Raw genomic sequence first — 15,951 nt, forward strand, 5'->3', positions numbered from 1 at the left:
GCCTTACCCCATGCTGATGAAAACACGTCGATCAGCAAGGGCTGAGGTCAGGAAGAATGGACACCCGAAGAAGGTTAAGTAAGTGCCATTCGTATCCGGTCCTTTTTGGGAAGATGCCGCCCAACGGCATCATGACGCTGTAGATGCCTGGCATTCCTTTCTCAATATCCCTACGGATTTCGCGGCGAGTCCGCCTCTTCCCTGAGGGCGAGGAAAGAAGGGGCGCGAGTCGCGCTCCGCTGTCCTACTGCGCTGAAGGCGCTACAGGGATCCGTTGTGCTCGGACGGCCACAGATTCAGAAGATGGATTTTCCTTCTTGGCCTGGGGTGGGCTGGCAGGAGCATCCGGTTTGTCGTCAGGCGTGTGCTGCGCGCTCAAACACCTCGTCGGCCCATTGGTTCAGGCTCTTGCCAGCAGCTTGGGCGGCAATGGTCGCGGCAGCATGCACTTCAGGACGAATGCGCAGCATCACCTTTCCAGAGGCAGGCTTCTCGGGGCTTACCCCTTGTTCGGCACAGTCCGCCAAATAATCCTCGATAGCACTAGCAAGTTCGGCGCGCAGTTCCGTCACTGAGGCGGCGTGAAAGCTGATGATGTCACGTACTCCCAGAACTCGACCGACGAAGATGTCGTCACGCTCATCAAACTCAACACGGGCTGTGTAGCCCTTATAGGTCATGCTGTTCATCGTTCAACTCCATCAAATGCAACCAATACTCCACCCCAATAACCACTCACTAAAAGCCCTCACCTCCACCTGCCGCTCCCGCCCCGGCACGCACACCACCGTATATCGCGCGCCCGCCAAACGAACCTCAGGCCGGTAATCAATCAACTCCCCCCGCGCAACCGCGTCGGCAACCAGCACATTGCTGGCGAGCACCAGCCCATGCCCGGCGATCGCCGCTTGCAGGGCGTGCTGTTCCTCGTCATAACGCCGAAAACGCGCATTTTCCAGCCAGCCCAGGGTACCGGCCTTGGCGCACCATGCCGGCCAGTCGACCGCCACCTTGGCGCTGCTCAGCCATGGCACGTCGATCAGTTCAACAGGCGAGCCTGCTGCGGGTGGTTGCCAGCCGGGGCGGCAATACACACCGAAATACTCATCCAGCAAAGGCCGTTCGAACAGTTGTGGATCCGGCGTGAACAGGGCGCGGATCGCCAGGTCGATGCTGGCGTCACGTCGCAGGTCCACTACGTCGTTGCTGCTGTGCAGGCTGACGTCGATTTCCGGATGCAACCGATGGAAATCCCCGAGCCGAGGGATCAGCCACAGGCTGGCGAACGCCGGCGTAGTGCTCACCACCAGCGACTGGGCGGCACACGAGGGCGACAGTATTTGCAGGCCCTGTTGGATATCGAGCAGGGCGCGGTGCATGTAAGGGTGAAGGCGCTCGCCGTCGGCGCTCAGGCGCACGTTTTGGCTGGAACGTTCGAACAGGCGCACACCCAGGAAGGCTTCAAGGCTTTTAACTTGATGGGAGATCGCCGCCGGGCTGACGTTCAGTTCCTGGGCCGCGGCCTTGAAGCTGCCCAGCCGTGCGGCGGACTCGAAGCCGCGCAACGCGGTGAGGGGCAGTTTGGCGAACATGCGGGTGGGTTACTCAGGTTGAGCGTGGCTCAATTTAGCTCAATTGTGCGCGGGGGCTCAACTTGCCAGGCTGTGGTTCCAACCCAGCCAAGGAGCCCAGCAATGCAAGGCACGCCCCGTAAAATCCTCCAGGCCATCCTCTATGAAGCCGGCGGTGTGCTGTTCGTGGCACCGGCGCTGGCGCTGACGTACAAACAAGGGATGGGCTATTCAACCCTGCTGTCCCTGGTGATTTCCGCCGTTGCGCTGGCCTGGAACATGCTTTTCAACGGCCTTTTCGAATGGTGGGAGCGTCGCCAACCCAGCCGCCATCGCAACTGGCAGCGGCGGTTGCTGCATTCCCTTGGTTTTGAAGGCGGCTTGACGCTGATCCTCACGCCGGTGATTAGCGCATGGTTGGGCATCAGCCTGTGGCTGGCGCTGGTGACCAACCTGGGGTTGTTCGTGTTTTTCTTTTTTTACTCGCTGGTTTTTCAGTGGGTGTTTGATCGAGTGTTTGATGTTCCGCTTTCGGCGCAGGCAGATCAGGGTTCCGTCTCCAACGCCCGTTGAGAGGAGTAGGAGGACGGATTGGACAGATGCATGGCAAAACAGTAGCGTTCAATTCCCAACTCAAAAACCTCAGGGACGGCTATGTCACTCAGACTCGTTTCGTTAATGGCAGTAGCCTCCCCATTGCTCGTGGGCTGTATTTTTCTGCCCATGAGCGCAGAGGAAAAGGCGAAGTACGCCGAGTACCATCGTACTACCGAGTCTCCTGCAACCTATGAGGCCATGGACTGCAATACGTTGTTGATTACTCGGGACAGCTATGACCAGTACCCCACGCCTCGGACTGAAAGAATCCGGCAAGCGATTCATCAAGTGGTCGCTCAGCGAGATTGCTCCCGCGGCGGCGCAACCCAGCCAAATGCTGCCGCCGATCCTGTTCCCTCTGCGGCAGCAGCGCCAGCCCCGATACTTGCCAAAAGTATTGCCGCCCCCGTGCCCGTTGCGGCTGGACACCTAGGGGTGCACCTCGGCGCAGTCACCCCTGCTGTTGTTAAAAGCTTCGGTTTGCCTTCCGAGAAAGGGGTGTTGGTGTTTGGTCCGGAGGCAGGGGCCGATTCCGCGAAAATGGGGCTTTTGGCGGGGGACATCATTTTGGAAATCGCCGGGGCGGTGGTGAACAGTCCTTCCGAGGTCACGGCCATCATCGGTCGCATGACGCCAGGTGACAGCGCTTCGATAAAGGTCTGGCGTTATCGGGCGGTGACGGATGTTCGGGTTGTTGTTTCTGACGGGAGTGCGGCACTCTGATGCAAGACACGTAACCTTATGTCGCCCGCATCACAAGCCTTGGAGTAGAGTGCGGATTGCTCTTCTTCCGGCCCGCATTCTTGAGTGACCACATGAAATTCTTCCTAGGTATATTGGCCGTTGCTCTGCTGGCAGGTTGTTCGACGCTCTCTGAAACCTTCGATGATCGTCCGCGCTGTGGCCCCCATCCGTATTGCGGAACCTCTACCGATATTGAAGTGATCAAGGCCGCCACGGACGAAACCCCCGGGGTATTTCGCGTCTTGGCACCACTGGCATTGATTGACCTGCCGTTCAGCCTGGTCGCCGATACGTTATTTTTGCCGTATACCCTGTTTGCTAAAGAACCGACTCGGAATTAGTTGGACCGGCCCCTAAATTCGGGGCTTCGGAGGTCTATAGGCTGGGCCATCCACATTCCCACGACCCGGAAACAAAGAGCCCGCACACTCATGACGAGGTGCGGGCTCTTGATGATTCAAGGGGGCAATCAGAGACGCATACCTTTGAACGGGTTCCAGCCTTGTTCGCCTTTCACTTCCTTGAGGTAGTACGCGTAGTTGGCCATCAGCGCGTACATCATCGACATGGCAACGCTCAGCCCCGTGCTCAACGGCCGCGGAAACTCCATGCCAATGATGGCGAAAATGACGCTCAAGGCGATGTTGATCGCCAGGAAAATACCCAGCAGCGCCAGGTTCTTCTTCCAGAGGCCCAGGACGAACAGGTAGATAGGGCCGAAGAAAAATGCGATCACGTTTGCATTGATGAGTATTTTTTTCTTGAAGCCAGGCAGCGCCTTGAAGGCTTCCTTGTAGCGCGGGTCGCTTGGCGCACCGTAGGTGTCAAAGAAGTCGAAGCGTTCCTGCCACTTGGCGCTGTATTTACCGTTGCTTTGTACTTGTTCAGTCGTGCTCATTTTCAAGGCTCCTGTTTTCCATAATTAACTTTTTCTTTCTTCCAAGAAATCCTGTGCTCTGGTTCAGAGCATTGGCTGCTTTGGTTTTTGTCGCAGAACGCGCGTGAATCTTCAGGGCGCCCATTTTGCCGCTTTATGGCTGGAGGTGTGGAACATTCCGCACTGGCCGCTTGTACGGTCGCCTGGTCTGTGACGGGCTTCACTCTATTGATTCGCTGGATTGCCCGGTAAAAAGTTTTCGGCATACAGAATCAGCCTCATACTCCCAGTTTTACACCGTGGATAACCAGAAGAGGCGATGTTTTGTCGAGCGATCAACCCCATTTGCATGAGCTAACGCTGAAGCACATTTACGACGGTTTCAAGCAACTGATCCCCATTTCTCTTTTTGTCGTCGTGTTCGGCGTTGCTTTCGGCCTGGCGGCTGCGCAAACGGGCTTGAGCGATGCGTCAGCCGTGCTCATGAGTACTCTGGTTTTTGCGGGCGCTTCTCAATTTGCCGCGCTGGATCTGTGGGGGCAGCAAGTGCCGGTCGTTCCGCTGATGATCACCGTTTTCGCGATCAACGCCCGGCACCTATTGATGGGCGCGACACTTTACCCGTGGTTGCGGGAGCTGCCCGTCGCCAAACGCTACGGTGTCATGCTGGTTGTTTCGGACGCCAACTGGGCCATGGCGATGCAGGCGTTCAGTCGGGGCAAACCGGGGCTGGGGATTCTATTCGGCGGCGGCATTGCGCTCTGGGTCACTTGGATCCTGGGCAGTTGGCTGGGGCTTCACTTTGGCAGCGCCATCGAGAACCCGGTCAGTTTCGGGCTCGATATGGTGATGGGCTGTTTCTTGTTGGCGATGGTCGTGGGCGGGAAAAAGAACCTGCGCATGTTCATCATCTGGACGGTGGCGGCCTGCTCATCGCTATTGGCCTTCTGGTATTTGCCGGCTAACAGCCATGTCGTGGTGGGCGCTTTGGCGGGAGGCGTTCTGGGCGCCGTGTGGATGGAGAAACAACGATGAACATTGAAACGGCGGGTTATGGCACCTTGCTTGTCATCTTGATCATGGCCGCAGTGACCTTGGCCACTCGGTGGGGCGGTGTTTTCGTGATGTCGTTCGTGCCGATCAACTATCGGGTGCAGCAGTTCATCACAGCCATGTCCGGCTCGGTGTTGGTGGCGGTACTGGCTCCGCTGGCGGTTAAAGGTGACAACGGCGCACGCCTGGCTTTGCTGGCCACCGCAATCGTCATGCTGACCCTTAAAAAGCCGTTGCCGGCAATCGCGGCCGGCATACTTGCAGCGGCTTTAGCCAGACAGTTTTGAACGGCCGAGTCGCCCGCTTACAAACGGGCGACGGAGGCTCATCAACGCCCAGGTCAAAAACTCAGCGCAGCCGCTTCCCCGAACGAGTGATCTTGTACACCTGTCATAAAATGCAGCGACATCTCTTGGGGCGCCTCGAGGGGGGGAATTTCAAAACTTCCCACCACCTGTCCCTGAAGCGCACTCAACCGCATCGACTCTTCTTCCTTTAACTTTGCCATTCTCGCGTGGTTCGCTGCGATTTCGTTGAGAGTTGACACGGTACATCTCCGTTTGCTGACCAAGCATTGATTAATTTGCCGCCGCGTCAGAATTATGTCGTTCTTGGCTGCTGAGACAGGCCAGTGCAAACCCTGAGCCAGACATGGTCGCCTGCAGATTCCACCATTTAACAGGTGACGAATGGTGGGAAGACGCGCATCGACGCTGGCAACGATGCAACCATGCCTCAAGAATAAGTCACTGATAATACAAGCCGAGGGTCAATCTGCATCGGTGCGGTAGACGCTTGTCCGCTGTGTTGATTGCCTGTTCATCACGACCACACCGACTCCGATCAGGCTGGTGACCACCGCCAGCAGCAGAATCACTTCCTGCGTCCCAACAGGCGCCGCCAACACCGCGACGAGCAAGCCCGCGAACGGTTGCGACAGGTTGTTGAGCAGCGTAATCACGCCGACGGTCTTGCCAAAGTCCTGTGGGGGAATGACCTGCTGACGGATGCTGCGCATGTACACGTTGAACATCTTGTCGAAGCCGACGATCAGCAGGAAACCGACGACGTAGCCCCAGAGGGTCGGGCTGAGCGCAGTGATGAAAGCGCCGACGGCAATCAGCGTGTAGGAGAGGGCGCCGAGAAGTTTCAAGGGCAAGGTGACCCGGGCCAGGAGAAACAGGATGACGATGGTGGTCACGGCACCGGCCGCCTGCAACCCGGCGTAATCATCTTTTCCGGCGCCATAATGGCCGATGACCATGGCTGCCGACGTGGCGAGGGTGACGCCGATGATCAGGTTGACGCCCACCGCCAGGCTGATGACTTTTTTCAGTTCCGCCAGGTTGCAAATGTGGCCCAGGGCAATGCGCAGCGGGTTCAACCAGAGGTCATGGTGCTGCTCGAAGGACTCAAGGGTGACCGAGCTGGTGCGCTGCCAGTACAACATGGCCAGGTCTGCCAGCAGGAACAGCCCGGCGATCGCCAGCACCACCCAGTGCCACGCCCACACCTCAAGCAGCAGCGCAGCGACCAGCGGGCCCAGTACCAAGCCGGTCTGGTCGGCGATTTGCGAATAGGACAGCGTCTTGGTGTAGGTGTAGTGCTTGAAGATGTAAGGCAAGACCACTTCGCGGGCCATGATGCCTTGGGTGGTCAACACGCCACAGAGGGCCGACAGTGCCACGATCCAATAGACACCGCCGAAGACGCCATGGAGCACGACTGCGACGCCGCAGGCTGCGGCGCGATAGACCTGGCTGATGTGCAGGATGCGAATCGGCGGGAACTTGTCGCACAGCGCGCCGCAGATCGGGAACGCCAAGTAGCGTGGCAAGGATTCGACAAAGAACGCCAGGCCCGCCCAGGAGACGCTGTTGGTGGTCTGGAAAACAATCAGCGGGACGATGAACAGCAAGATCTGATCGGCCAACCGCGAGAGGAACATCGAGACGAAAAAAGCCAGGTAATCCTTGCGCATGGAGCTCCTTGATTACGGTGTTCAGGTGTTTCCGGTCCAGGCAAGCGACGCGCAGCGTGATATGGAACTAATATCACCGTTAGTCTCTATATCTTTACAGGGGATGTCCCTTTTTCGAGAGAACTGCCATGTTCAAATCGCGCTCGTTGATTGCTGCTGTTACCTGTTTCGCCTTGGCGGCGGGCCCAGGCATTGTTGTCGCGGACCCGGGAAACGGCAAGGGAAACGCTCAATTTGATCAAGGGCCCGGTCAAGGGCAAGGAGGCAAGGGCGGGCAGGGCAACAAAGGTGGGCAAGGCAATCCTGGTAACAAGGGTAATCAGGGCGGTCAAGGCAATCCCGGCAACAAGGGCAACCAAGGCGGCAAGGGAAACCAAGGCGGTGGCGGTGATTGGCATAACGCCCCCAGCATCGACCGGGGCGGCATCCTGGGTGTGATTGGCGGTTATCGCGATTATTGGAGCCCCGGCCCGGCATTGCCGCCGGGCATCCAGAAAAATCTGGCCCGAGGCAAGCCGTTGCCACCTGGCATTGCCAAGAAGCTCGATGGCCGGCTGTTGGGGCGCTTGCCGCACTATGACGGTTATGAATGGCAGCAGGTCGGCACGGACCTGATCCTGGTGGCGATTGCCACTGGCATCATTTATGAAGTGCTCAACGGTGCGTTCGACTGAGCCGGTACTTCCAGTTAGGAAATGAAACCTGTGGGAGCGGGCTTGCTCGCGATAGCGGTGTGTCATTCAACGTTGATTTGGCTGACGCGACGCCTTCGCGAGCAAGCCCGCTCCTACAGGTTTTGTATCAGCTCTCCAGCTGCCGCAGGCGTTTGTACAAGGTATTGCGGCTGACCCCCAGTCGGCGCGCCAGGTGCGAGATATTCCCGCCCACGGCTTGCAACTGGCGGTTCAAGTCTTCGGCATCGTTGAGGTCCACCGTCAGTGGTTCAGGCGTTTCCACCGGTTCCATTTCCAGGTCGACAAAAAAGTCGTCGGGCAGGTGTTCCGGACGGATCGGCTGTTCCTCGGCCATCGCCAGGGCCACTTGCAGCACGCTGCTGACCTGTCGCAGGTTGCCCGGCCAGGGGTGGCGTTCAAACAGGTCCAATACCTCACGGCTCAGGCCGGCCCATTGGGTCGGTTCGCGGTGGTGTTCCCACAGGCGCTTGAACAGGGCCTGCTTGTCGCTGCGTTCGCGCAAGGGCGGCAGTTCCAGGGTCAGGCCGCCGATGCGGTAGTACAAGTCTTCGCGAAACCGCCCCAACTGCACCTGTTCGCGCAGCGAGCGGTTGGTGGCGGAGATGATGCGGATGTCCACCGGGAACAGCTCGGCGCTGCCCACCGGTTGCACGCAACGTTCCTGCAAGACTCGCAGCAGCCGGGCCTGGGTCGGCAGGGGCATGTCGCCGATCTCGTCGAGGAACAGCGTGCCGCGGTCGGCCTTGCGGATCAGGCCAATGCTGCCTTTCTGGTTGGCGCCGGTGAACGCGCCTTTTTCATAACCGAACAATTCCGACTCCACCAACTCGGCGGGGATCGCGGCGCAGTTCACGGCAATGAATGGCTGCTTGGCGCGCGAACTGGCCTGGTGCAGGGCCTTGACGAACACTTCCTTGCCGACGCCCGTCTCGCCATGGATCAACAGTGGAATGTCCTTCTCCAGCAAGCGCTCGGCCTGGCGCACGGCTTTCTCCACGCGGCTGTCACCGAAGTGCAGGGTGTTGAGGCCGATGATGTTGCTGGCGGGGGCCGGCGCAGGCGTTGCTTCGGTGAACACGCGTGCCCTGATCGACACCTGACTCGGGCGCCTGAGCAAACATTGGAATCGATTGCTGCCAGACGCTTGCAGGGCGAACGGCAGGCCGTCGGGTTGGTTCAGCAGTTCCAGCAGCGACACCTTGAACAGGCTTTCGATGCTGACCCGTGACAAGCTCAGGCCCAGCAGGTTATCCGCGCGTCGATTCGCCGAGAGCACCTGGCCGCTTTCATCAAAAATCAACAGCCCGGCCCACTGGCTGTCGAGGTTGTTCAAACCGGTGTTGAACGTCAGTTGGAAGTGTTCACCGCGAAACAGGTTGAGGATCAACCGGTTCTCCACGGTCTGGCTCATCATCTTGACCATGCCCAGGGTGTGGGACGGCGGCAGGTAGCTGTCGCTGGAGACGTCCAGCACGGCGATGACCTTGCGCTCGGCATCGAAGATCGGCGCGGCGGAGCCGGTCATGAAGCGGTTGGCCTTGAGGAAGTGTTCATCGTGTTCGATGTGCACCGCCTGTTCGCAGGCCAGCGCGGTGCCGATGGCGTTGGTGCCGGTGCAGCGCTCCATCCAGCTCGCCCCGGCGCTGAAACCATGGGCCAGTTTCGGCTCGATGAAGCGCTGGGTGCCCCAGGAGGTCAGCACTTGGCCCTGGTTGTCGGCCAGCATGATCAGGCAATTGGAGTTGCTGAGGATGTTCTCGTAATACGGCAAGACCTCCTGATGGGTGGTCTGCACCAGCGAATGCTGGCTTTCCAGCAAGTGGGCGATGCCTTGGGCGGGCAACTGATCGAAGGCCGGCACGCTCTGGTGATTCAGGCCGAAGGCGCGGCAACGGGACCAGGAAGCCTGGATGATGGCCTCGTGGGACAAGGCAGGAGCAGGTGCGGCCATGGGGCACTCTCGCAGGAGCTGTTTTTATTGTTGTGGCAAGTCTCGCACAGACTCCTTGTGCTGGGGCAGGCCTGAATACCACTTCATACACAGATCCTGTGGGAGCGGGCTTGCTCGCGAAAGCGTCGTGACAGTCGACATTTGTGCTGGCTGACACAGCGCCTTCGCGAGCAAGCCCGCTCCCACAGGATCGCAGCCAGGCTAGCCGAAAACGTTCTTTCAGTGTTGTTCAAAATTGTTCATTGTCAACCCGTCCATTGTTCAGTTGTTCATTCCTGATTGTTCACTTCTGTTCATCAACGAACGCCTTTTGCCTGCCAATCCAGGAAAAAATCAACTTGATCAAGGGTTTGTGATTTCTGGCACGGCTTTCGCTTTTAAGCTCGGGTCGCTTGACTCCAAATAATAAAAAGGCCGAGCCATGTCATTAAAGCTTGAGCACATCTGTCGCACCGTCGAAGGCCAGACCTGGATCGACGATGCCAATCTGAGTTTCGAACCCGGATCCTTCAACGTCCTGTTGGGCCGCACGCTGTCCGGCAAGACCAGCCTCATGCGCCTGATGGCCGGTCTGGACAAACCCGACAGCGGCCGCATCCTGATGAACGGCGTCGACGTCACCCACCGTCCGGTGCGGTTGCGCAACGTGTCGATGGTTTACCAGCAGTTCATCAACTACCCGACCATGACCGTTTTCGAAAACATCGCCTCGCCGTTGCGCCAGGCCGGTGTGTCCGAAGAAATCATCCAAAGCAAGGTCCTGGAAACCGCAAAAATGTTGCGGATCGAGAAATTCCTCAAGCGCCATCCACTGGAGTTGTCCGGCGGCCAGCAGCAGCGCACGGCCATGGCCCGGGCCTTGGTCAAGGACGCCGAGCTGATCCTGTTCGACGAGCCTTTGGTGAACCTCGACTACAAGCTGCGCGAAGAGCTGCGCCAGGAAATGCGCGAGCTGTTTCAGGCCCGCCACACCATCGCCGTCTACGCCACCACCGAGCCTAACGAGGCACTGGCCTTGGGCGGCACCACCACGATCCTCCACGAGGGCCGGGTGATTCAGAGCGGCAAGTCGTCTTCCGTCTACCACCAGCCGCAAACCGTGCTGGCCGCCGAGCTGTTTTCCGAACCACCGATCAACCTCATGCCGGGTCGTATTGCCGGTAATGAAGTCAGCTTCGCCAATTTCGTGCATTTCCCGCTGAACGTCGACCTGCGCCCGGTGGGCGAGGGTGAGTTTCGTTTCGGCGTGCGCCCCAGCCATATTTCCCTGGTGCCAAGCAATGACGACGACCTCGAACTGGCGGTGACCGTCGAGGTGGCCGAGATCAGCGGCTCGGAGACGTTCCTGCATGTGCGCAACGAACATTTCCTGCTGGTGCTGCACTTGCCAGGGGTGCATGAGTACGACGTGGACGCGCCGATCCGCATCTACATTCCGACCCATAAACTGTTTGTCTTCGATGCCCAAGGCAAGCTGGTCCAGGCCCCGGGCCTGCGTATTGCGAGGGTTGCCTGATGGCTGAAATTCGTTTGCAGAACCTTGCCCACAGCTACACCAGCACCCCGGCGGGCCCCGAGGACTATGCGATCCGCGAGATGAACCATATCTGGGAGCAGGGCGGCGCCTATGCGCTGCTCGGCCCTTCGGGCTGCGGCAAATCCACCTTGCTCAACATCATTTCCGGCTTGCTCAGCCCTTCCGAAGGGCAGGTGATGTTCGACAGCAAAGTCGTCAACGACCTGACCCCGGAACGCCGGAACATCGCCCAGGTGTTCCAGTTCCCGGTGGTCTACGACACCATGACGGTGTTTGACAACCTGGCGTTCCCGCTGCGCAACCAGGGCATGGCCGAGGCGAGGGTCCACACCAAGGTGCAGGAAATCGCCGAGGTCCTGGACCTGCAGAACCTGCTGGACAAAAAGGCCCGCAACCTCACCGCCGATGAGAAACAGAAAGTCTCCATGGGCCGCGGGTTGGTGCGCGACGATGTGTCGGCGATCCTGTTCGACGAACCGCTGACGGTGATCGACCCGCACCTGAAATGGAAACTGCGGCGCAAGCTCAAGCAGATCCACGAGCAGTTCAACATCACCATGGTCTACGTCACCCACGACCAGTTGGAAGCCTCGACGTTCGCCGACAAGATCGCGGTGATGTACGGCGGCCAGATCGTGCAGTTCGGCACGCCTCGGGATTTGTTCGAGCGCCCCAGCCACACCTTTGTCGGCTACTTCATCGGCAGCCCGGGGATGAACCTGATCGAGGTCACGGCGCAGCCCGGTGGCGTCGGCTTCGCCTCGACCCATTTGCCCCTGTCGGACACCTTGCAACGGCGTATCGCCGAAGCCGAGGGCAAAAGCCTGAAGGTCGGCATTCGCCCCGAGTTCGTGCATGTCTGGGATGGCCCTTACGACGACGCGATGCGGGCCGACGTGGTCCACGTCGAAGACCTGGGCACCTACAAGATCCTGACCCTCAACCTCGATGGCGCACCGCTGAAGGTCCGCCTGGCCGAAGACAAGCCTGTACCGGAAGGCACGGCGTACATCAGTTTCCCGGCGCAATGGCTGATGGTCTATGCCGATGAATATCTGCTCGAATCCACTGGCGAGGTGCAGCCATGAACAAGGTGCAGAACAACAAGGCCTGGTGGCTAGTGCTGCCAGTATTCCTGCTGGTGGCCTTCAGCGCCGTGATCCCGATGATGACGGTGGTCAACTATTCGGTGCAGGACATCTTCGATCAGTCCAGCCGCTACTTCGTCGGCGCCGATTGGTACAAGCAGGTGCTGCTCGATCCACGGCTGCACGATTCGCTGCTGCGCCAATTCATCTACTCGGCGTGCGTGCTGCTGATCGAAATTCCCCTGGGCATCGCCATCGCCCTGACCATGCCGACCAAGGGCAAGTGGTCGTCCCTGGTGCTGATCATCCTGGCGATTCCGTTGCTGATCCCGTGGAACGTGGTTGGCACCATCTGGCAGATTTTCGGCCGCGCCGACATCGGTTTGCTGGGCTCCACCCTTAACGGCCTGGGCATCAATTACAACTATGCGGCCAACACCATGGACGCCTGGGTCACCGTGCTGGTGATGGACGTCTGGCACTGGACGTCGTTGGTGGCGCTGCTGTGTTATTCGGGGCTGCGGGCGATTCCCGACGTCTATTATCAAGCGGCGCGGATCGACCGGGCGTCCAACTGGGCGGTGTTCCGGCACATCCAGTTGCCGAAGATGAAGAGCGTGCTGCTGATCGCCGTGATGCTGCGCTTCATGGACAGCTTCATGATTTACACCGAGCCGTTCGTGCTCACCGGCGGCGGGCCGGGTAACGCCACCACGTTCCTCAGTCAGACCCTGACGCAGATGGCCATCGGCCAATTCGACCTGGGCCCGGCGGCGGCGTTTTCCCTGGTGTACTTCCTGATCATTCTGTTGGTGTCCTGGCTGTTCTACACCGCCATGACGCACTCCGACGCCAACCGTTGAGGCCCGCACAATGAGCAAGAGAAAGCTGATACCCCTGCTGATCTACATCCTGTTCCTGCTGGTGCCCATCTACTGGCTGCTGAACATGTCGTTCAAGAGCAACACCGAGATCCTTGGCGGCCTGACCCTGTGGCCCCACGATTTCACCTTCCACAACTACAAGGTGATCTTCACCGACCCGAGCTGGTACACCGGTTACCTCAACTCGCTGTACTACGTGAGCCTGAACACGGTGATTTCCCTGGGCGTTGCGTTGCCGGCGGCCTATGCGTTTTCCCGTTATCGGTTCCTGGGGGACAAGCACCTGTTCTTCTGGCTGCTGACCAACCGGATGGCGCCACCGGCGGTGTTCCTGTTGCCGTTCTTCCAGCTGTATTCGTCCATCGGCCTGTTTGACACCCATATCGCCGTGGCCCTGGCTCACTGCCTGTTCAACGTGCCGTTGGCGGTGTGGATCCTCGAAGGGTTCATGTCCGGGGTGCCGAAAGAAATTGACGAGACCGCCTACATTGACGGCTACAGTTTCCCCAAGTTCTTCGCCAAGATCTTCATTCCGTTGATCGGCTCCGGCATCGGCGTCACGGCATTTTTCTGCTTCATGTTTTCCTGGGTCGAGCTGTTGCTGGCCCGTACGCTCACCTCGGTGAATGCCAAGCCGATCGCGGCGGTCATGACCCGTACGGTGTCGGCGTCCGGTATCGACTGGGGGGTGCTGGCGGCGGCGGGGGTGTTGACCATCCTGCCGGGCATGCTGGTGATCTGGTTCGTTCGCAACCACGTGGCCAAGGGCTTTGCCCTGGGCCGGGTCTGAGGAGTCGATGATGGAATGGATGAACTGGACCGTCCCGACGGCGGCGTTTTTTGGTGTCATCGCCTTGCTGCTGGTGGGCATGACGACGTGGGAATTGCGTTCGCCGAGTATCCCTCGGCGTGGTTTCCTGCCGATTGCCACGACCCGTGGCGATCGGTTGTTTATTGGTCTTCTCGGTAGCGCCTATCTGCACCTGCTGGTGATTGGCGTGACCGACTGGAGCATCTGGATAGCGTTCGCGTTGTCTTTGGTGTGGCTGTTGGCAGTGATGCGGTGGGGCTAATCGCGACAACGCGACGATCAGGCTCTTAAACCCAAACAGGAGAGGTCTCTATGTTCGATAAAAACAATAAGCTGCGACATAGCGTTTCATTGGCAGCCATGCTGGCACTCAGCGGGCTGAGCGCTACGGCCTGGGCCGACGCCTATGAAGACGCCGCTAAAAAATGGATCGGCAGTGAATTCAAGCCGTCGACCCTGACAGCCGAGCAGCAGCTTGAAGAATTGAAGTGGTTCATCAAGGCCGCCGAACCGTTTCGCGGGATGAAAATCAACGTGGTGTCGGAAACCATCGCCACCCACGAGTATGAATCCAAGGTATTGGCCAAGGCCTTTAACGAAATCACCGGGATCCAGCTGACTCACGACCTGCTTCAGGAAGGCGACGTGGTGGAGAAGCTGCAGACCCAGATGCAGTCGGACAAGAATATCTATGACGGCTGGGTCAACGACTCGGACCTGATTGGCACGCACTTTCGCTACGGCAAGACCGAGTCGATCACCGACCTGATGGCCAACGAAGGCAAGAACTTCACTTCGCCGACCCTGGACCTGAAGGACTTCATCGGTATTTCCTTCACCACCGCGCCGGACGGCAAGGTTTATCAACTGCCCGACCAGCAGTTCGCCAACCTGTACTGGTTCCGCGCCGACTGGTTCGAGCGTGCGGACCTGAAGGCCAAGTTCAAGGAAAAGTACGGCTACGAGTTGGGCGTACCGGTGAACTGGTCGGCCTATGAAGACATCGCCAAGTTCTTCTCCGAAGACGTCAAGGAAATCGACGGCAAGCGCGTCTACGGCCACATGGACTACGGCAAGAAAGACCCGTCCCTGGGCTGGCGCTTCACCGATGCCTGGTTCTCCATGGCCGGTGGCGGCGACAAGGGCCTGCCCAACGGTTTACCCGTGGACGAGTGGGGCATTCGTGTCGAGGACTGCCATCCGGTCGGTTCCAGCGTGACCCGTGGCGGCGACACCAATGGTCCTGCGGCCGTGTTCGCCACCACCAAATACGTGGATTGGATGAAGAAATACGCGCCACCGGAAGCGGCGGGCATGACCTTCTCCGAATCCGGCCCGGTGCCGTCCCAAGGCAACATCGCCCAGCAGATTTTCTGGTACACCGCTTTCACCGCCGACATGACCAAGCCGGGCCTGCCGGTGGTGAATGCCGACGGCACGCCGAAATGGCGCATGGCGCCTTCGCCACGCGGTCCGTATTGGGAAGAGGGCATGAAGCTGGGGTATCAGGACGTGGGTTCGTGGACGTTCATGAAGTCCACGCCTGAGAAGCAGAAACTCGCGGCCTGGCTCTACGCGCAGTTCGTGACGTCCAAGACGGTATCGTTGAAGAAGACCATCGTCGGCCTGACGCCGATTCGTGAGTCGGACATCAACTCCCAGGCCCTGACCGACCTGGCGCCGAAGCTCGGTGGCCTGGTGGAGTTCTACCGCAGCCCGGCCCGCGTGCAATGGACCCCGACCGGGACCAACGTGCCGGACTACCCACGCCTGGCGCAACTGTGGTGGAGCCACATCGCCGAAGCGGCCAGCGGCGAGAAGACCCCTCAGCAGGCCCTCGACGGGTTGGCCAAGGACCAGGACGCGATCATGACGCGCCTGGAACGCTCCAAGGCCCAAGCCACCTGCGCACCTAAGATGAACCCTGAGCGCGACGCGCAATACTGGTTCGACCAGCCGGGTGCTCCGAAGCCGAAACTGGCGAACGAGAAGCCGAAAGGCGAAACCGTGAGCTACACCGAGCTGTTGAAGTCGTGGGAGGCGGCCCGCAAGTAAAGCCCCCGCTGTGAGTGTGAAAACGGCACCGAAAGGTGCCGTTTTTTTGTCTGGGTTTACGGCGACAGACAGGCCCACCGCCTTCGCGAGCAGGCTCGCTCCCACAG

General features: G+C 59.3%; 18 protein-coding genes. 12 read left to right on the forward strand and 6 right to left on the reverse strand.

Annotated elements, in window-relative coordinates:
- Window positions 1–356: 356 nt before the first annotated feature.
- Window positions 357–689 (reverse strand): type II toxin-antitoxin system HicB family antitoxin, encoded by a 333-nt coding sequence (locus tag HU767_RS27420; protein WP_186730986.1) that lies wholly within the window; start codon window positions 687–689, stop codon window positions 357–359.
- 12 nt (window positions 690–701) lie between these two features.
- Window positions 702–1,592 (reverse strand): LysR substrate-binding domain-containing protein, encoded by an 891-nt coding sequence (locus tag HU767_RS27425; protein ID WP_186730987.1) that lies wholly within the window; start codon window positions 1,590–1,592, stop codon window positions 702–704.
- 102 nt (window positions 1,593–1,694) lie between these two features.
- Between HU767_RS27425 and HU767_RS27430 the strand changes: the two genes are divergently transcribed.
- The 3 genes from HU767_RS27430 (at window position 1,695) to HU767_RS27440 (ending at window position 3,253) form a co-directional block, all read left to right on the forward strand.
- Window positions 1,695–2,144, forward strand: coding sequence for a PACE efflux transporter (locus HU767_RS27430; protein WP_186730988.1), 450 nt, complete (start codon window positions 1,695–1,697; stop codon window positions 2,142–2,144).
- 81 nt (window positions 2,145–2,225) lie between these two features.
- Window positions 2,226–2,891, forward strand: a complete 666-nt coding sequence (locus tag HU767_RS27435) for a PDZ domain-containing protein (RefSeq protein WP_186730989.1) — start codon at window positions 2,226–2,228, stop codon at window positions 2,889–2,891.
- 92 nt (window positions 2,892–2,983) lie between these two features.
- The gene (locus HU767_RS27440) at window positions 2,984–3,253 is read left to right on the forward strand and encodes a YceK/YidQ family lipoprotein (protein WP_186730990.1); all 270 of its coding nucleotides are present in this window, start codon (window positions 2,984–2,986) and stop codon (window positions 3,251–3,253) included.
- Between the two features lie 128 nt (window positions 3,254–3,381).
- On the opposite strand, the gene HU767_RS27445 is transcribed toward HU767_RS27440, so the two are convergent.
- The gene (locus HU767_RS27445; RefSeq protein ID WP_186707516.1) at window positions 3,382–3,810 is read right to left on the reverse strand and encodes a DUF2628 domain-containing protein; all 429 of its coding nucleotides are present in this window, start codon (window positions 3,808–3,810) and stop codon (window positions 3,382–3,384) included.
- 303 nt (window positions 3,811–4,113) lie between these two features.
- Between HU767_RS27445 and HU767_RS27450 the strand changes: the two genes are divergently transcribed.
- Both HU767_RS27450 and HU767_RS27455 read left to right on the forward strand, forming a co-directional pair.
- A complete protein-coding gene (locus HU767_RS27450) occupies window positions 4,114–4,824 on the forward strand; it encodes an AzlC family ABC transporter permease (protein WP_186707517.1) in 711 nt (236 codons plus the stop codon).
- Window positions 4,821–5,129 (forward strand): AzlD domain-containing protein, encoded by a 309-nt coding sequence (locus HU767_RS27455; RefSeq protein ID WP_186707518.1) that lies wholly within the window; start codon window positions 4,821–4,823, stop codon window positions 5,127–5,129. The genes HU767_RS27450 and HU767_RS27455 overlap by 4 nt, the downstream gene beginning before the upstream one ends.
- Before the next feature lie 53 nt (window positions 5,130–5,182).
- On the opposite strand, the gene HU767_RS27460 is transcribed toward HU767_RS27455, so the two are convergent.
- Window positions 5,183–5,389 carry a hypothetical protein gene (locus HU767_RS27460; protein ID WP_186730991.1) on the reverse strand — a complete coding sequence of 69 codons (207 nt, stop codon included), beginning with the start codon at window positions 5,387–5,389 and terminating at the stop codon, window positions 5,183–5,185.
- Between the two features lie 222 nt (window positions 5,390–5,611).
- A complete protein-coding gene (locus HU767_RS27465; protein WP_186730992.1) occupies window positions 5,612–6,823 on the reverse strand; it encodes an MFS transporter in 1,212 nt (403 codons plus the stop codon).
- A 128-nt stretch (window positions 6,824–6,951) separates the two neighbouring features.
- Here HU767_RS27465 and HU767_RS27470 point away from each other — a divergent pair, with 128 nt between their 5' ends.
- On the forward strand, window positions 6,952–7,497 hold the full coding sequence (locus HU767_RS27470; RefSeq protein ID WP_186707520.1) for an anti-virulence regulator CigR family protein: 546 nt from the start codon (window positions 6,952–6,954) through the stop codon (window positions 7,495–7,497).
- A gap of 127 nt (window positions 7,498–7,624) precedes the next feature.
- Here HU767_RS27470 and HU767_RS27475 read toward each other — a convergent pair whose 3' ends face one another.
- The gene (locus HU767_RS27475; protein ID WP_186707521.1) at window positions 7,625–9,469 is read right to left on the reverse strand and encodes a sigma-54-dependent Fis family transcriptional regulator; all 1,845 of its coding nucleotides are present in this window, start codon (window positions 9,467–9,469) and stop codon (window positions 7,625–7,627) included.
- 421 nt (window positions 9,470–9,890) lie between these two features.
- On the opposite strand from HU767_RS27475, the gene HU767_RS27480 reads away from it, so the two are divergent.
- From HU767_RS27480 to HU767_RS27505, 6 genes are read left to right on the forward strand one after another with little or no spacing between them, the layout of a single operon-like run.
- On the forward strand, window positions 9,891–10,985 hold the full coding sequence (locus HU767_RS27480; protein WP_186730993.1) for an ABC transporter ATP-binding protein: 1,095 nt from the start codon (window positions 9,891–9,893) through the stop codon (window positions 10,983–10,985).
- Entirely contained in the window at window positions 10,985–12,094 is a 1,110-nt protein-coding gene (locus HU767_RS27485; protein ID WP_186707523.1) for an ABC transporter ATP-binding protein, read from the forward strand. The genes HU767_RS27480 and HU767_RS27485 overlap by 1 nt, the downstream gene beginning before the upstream one ends.
- The gene (locus tag HU767_RS27490; RefSeq protein ID WP_030142069.1) at window positions 12,091–12,957 is read left to right on the forward strand and encodes a sugar ABC transporter permease; all 867 of its coding nucleotides are present in this window, start codon (window positions 12,091–12,093) and stop codon (window positions 12,955–12,957) included. The genes HU767_RS27485 and HU767_RS27490 overlap by 4 nt, the downstream gene beginning before the upstream one ends.
- A 10-nt stretch (window positions 12,958–12,967) precedes the next feature.
- Window positions 12,968–13,768, forward strand: a complete 801-nt coding sequence (locus HU767_RS27495; protein WP_014337490.1) for a carbohydrate ABC transporter permease — start codon at window positions 12,968–12,970, stop codon at window positions 13,766–13,768.
- Between the two features lie 10 nt (window positions 13,769–13,778).
- A complete protein-coding gene (locus tag HU767_RS27500; protein WP_186707524.1) occupies window positions 13,779–14,051 on the forward strand; it encodes a DUF2160 domain-containing protein in 273 nt (90 codons plus the stop codon).
- A 50-nt stretch (window positions 14,052–14,101) separates the two neighbouring features.
- Window positions 14,102–15,844 carry an ABC transporter substrate-binding protein gene (locus tag HU767_RS27505; protein WP_186707525.1) on the forward strand — a complete coding sequence of 581 codons (1,743 nt, stop codon included), beginning with the start codon at window positions 14,102–14,104 and terminating at the stop codon, window positions 15,842–15,844.
- Window positions 15,845–15,951 lie beyond the last annotated feature (107 nt).

Source organism: Pseudomonas sp. SWRI179, assembly GCF_014268705.1.
Taxonomy (GTDB): Bacteria; Pseudomonadota; Gammaproteobacteria; order Pseudomonadales; family Pseudomonadaceae; genus Aquipseudomonas; species Aquipseudomonas zanjanensis.

Bases quoted from the DNA above. Each gene is read 5' to 3' on its own strand.
- HU767_RS27420 (WP_186730986.1), bottom strand. From the start codon at position 689: ATGAACAGCATGACCTATAAGGGCTACACAGCCCGTGTTGAGTTTGAT.
- HU767_RS27425 (WP_186730987.1), bottom strand. From the start codon at position 1,592: ATGTTCGCCAAACTGCCCCTCACCGCGTTGCGCGGCTTCGAGTCCGCC.
- HU767_RS27430 (WP_186730988.1), top strand. From the start codon at position 1,695: ATGCAAGGCACGCCCCGTAAAATCCTCCAGGCCATCCTCTATGAAGCC.
- HU767_RS27435 (WP_186730989.1), top strand. From the start codon at position 2,226: ATGTCACTCAGACTCGTTTCGTTAATGGCAGTAGCCTCCCCATTGCTC.
- HU767_RS27440 (WP_186730990.1), top strand. From the start codon at position 2,984: ATGAAATTCTTCCTAGGTATATTGGCCGTTGCTCTGCTGGCAGGTTGT.
- HU767_RS27445 (WP_186707516.1), bottom strand. From the start codon at position 3,810: ATGAGCACGACTGAACAAGTACAAAGCAACGGTAAATACAGCGCCAAG.
- HU767_RS27455 (WP_186707518.1), top strand. From the start codon at position 4,821: ATGAACATTGAAACGGCGGGTTATGGCACCTTGCTTGTCATCTTGATC.
- HU767_RS27465 (WP_186730992.1), bottom strand. From the start codon at position 6,823: ATGCGCAAGGATTACCTGGCTTTTTTCGTCTCGATGTTCCTCTCGCGG.
- HU767_RS27470 (WP_186707520.1), top strand. From the start codon at position 6,952: ATGTTCAAATCGCGCTCGTTGATTGCTGCTGTTACCTGTTTCGCCTTG.
- HU767_RS27475 (WP_186707521.1), bottom strand. From the start codon at position 9,469: ATGGCCGCACCTGCTCCTGCCTTGTCCCACGAGGCCATCATCCAGGCT.
- HU767_RS27480 (WP_186730993.1), top strand. From the start codon at position 9,891: ATGTCATTAAAGCTTGAGCACATCTGTCGCACCGTCGAAGGCCAGACC.
- HU767_RS27485 (WP_186707523.1), top strand. From the start codon at position 10,985: ATGGCTGAAATTCGTTTGCAGAACCTTGCCCACAGCTACACCAGCACC.
- HU767_RS27490 (WP_030142069.1), top strand. From the start codon at position 12,091: ATGAACAAGGTGCAGAACAACAAGGCCTGGTGGCTAGTGCTGCCAGTA.
- HU767_RS27495 (WP_014337490.1), top strand. From the start codon at position 12,968: ATGAGCAAGAGAAAGCTGATACCCCTGCTGATCTACATCCTGTTCCTG.
- HU767_RS27500 (WP_186707524.1), top strand. From the start codon at position 13,779: ATGGAATGGATGAACTGGACCGTCCCGACGGCGGCGTTTTTTGGTGTC.
- HU767_RS27505 (WP_186707525.1), top strand. From the start codon at position 14,102: ATGTTCGATAAAAACAATAAGCTGCGACATAGCGTTTCATTGGCAGCC.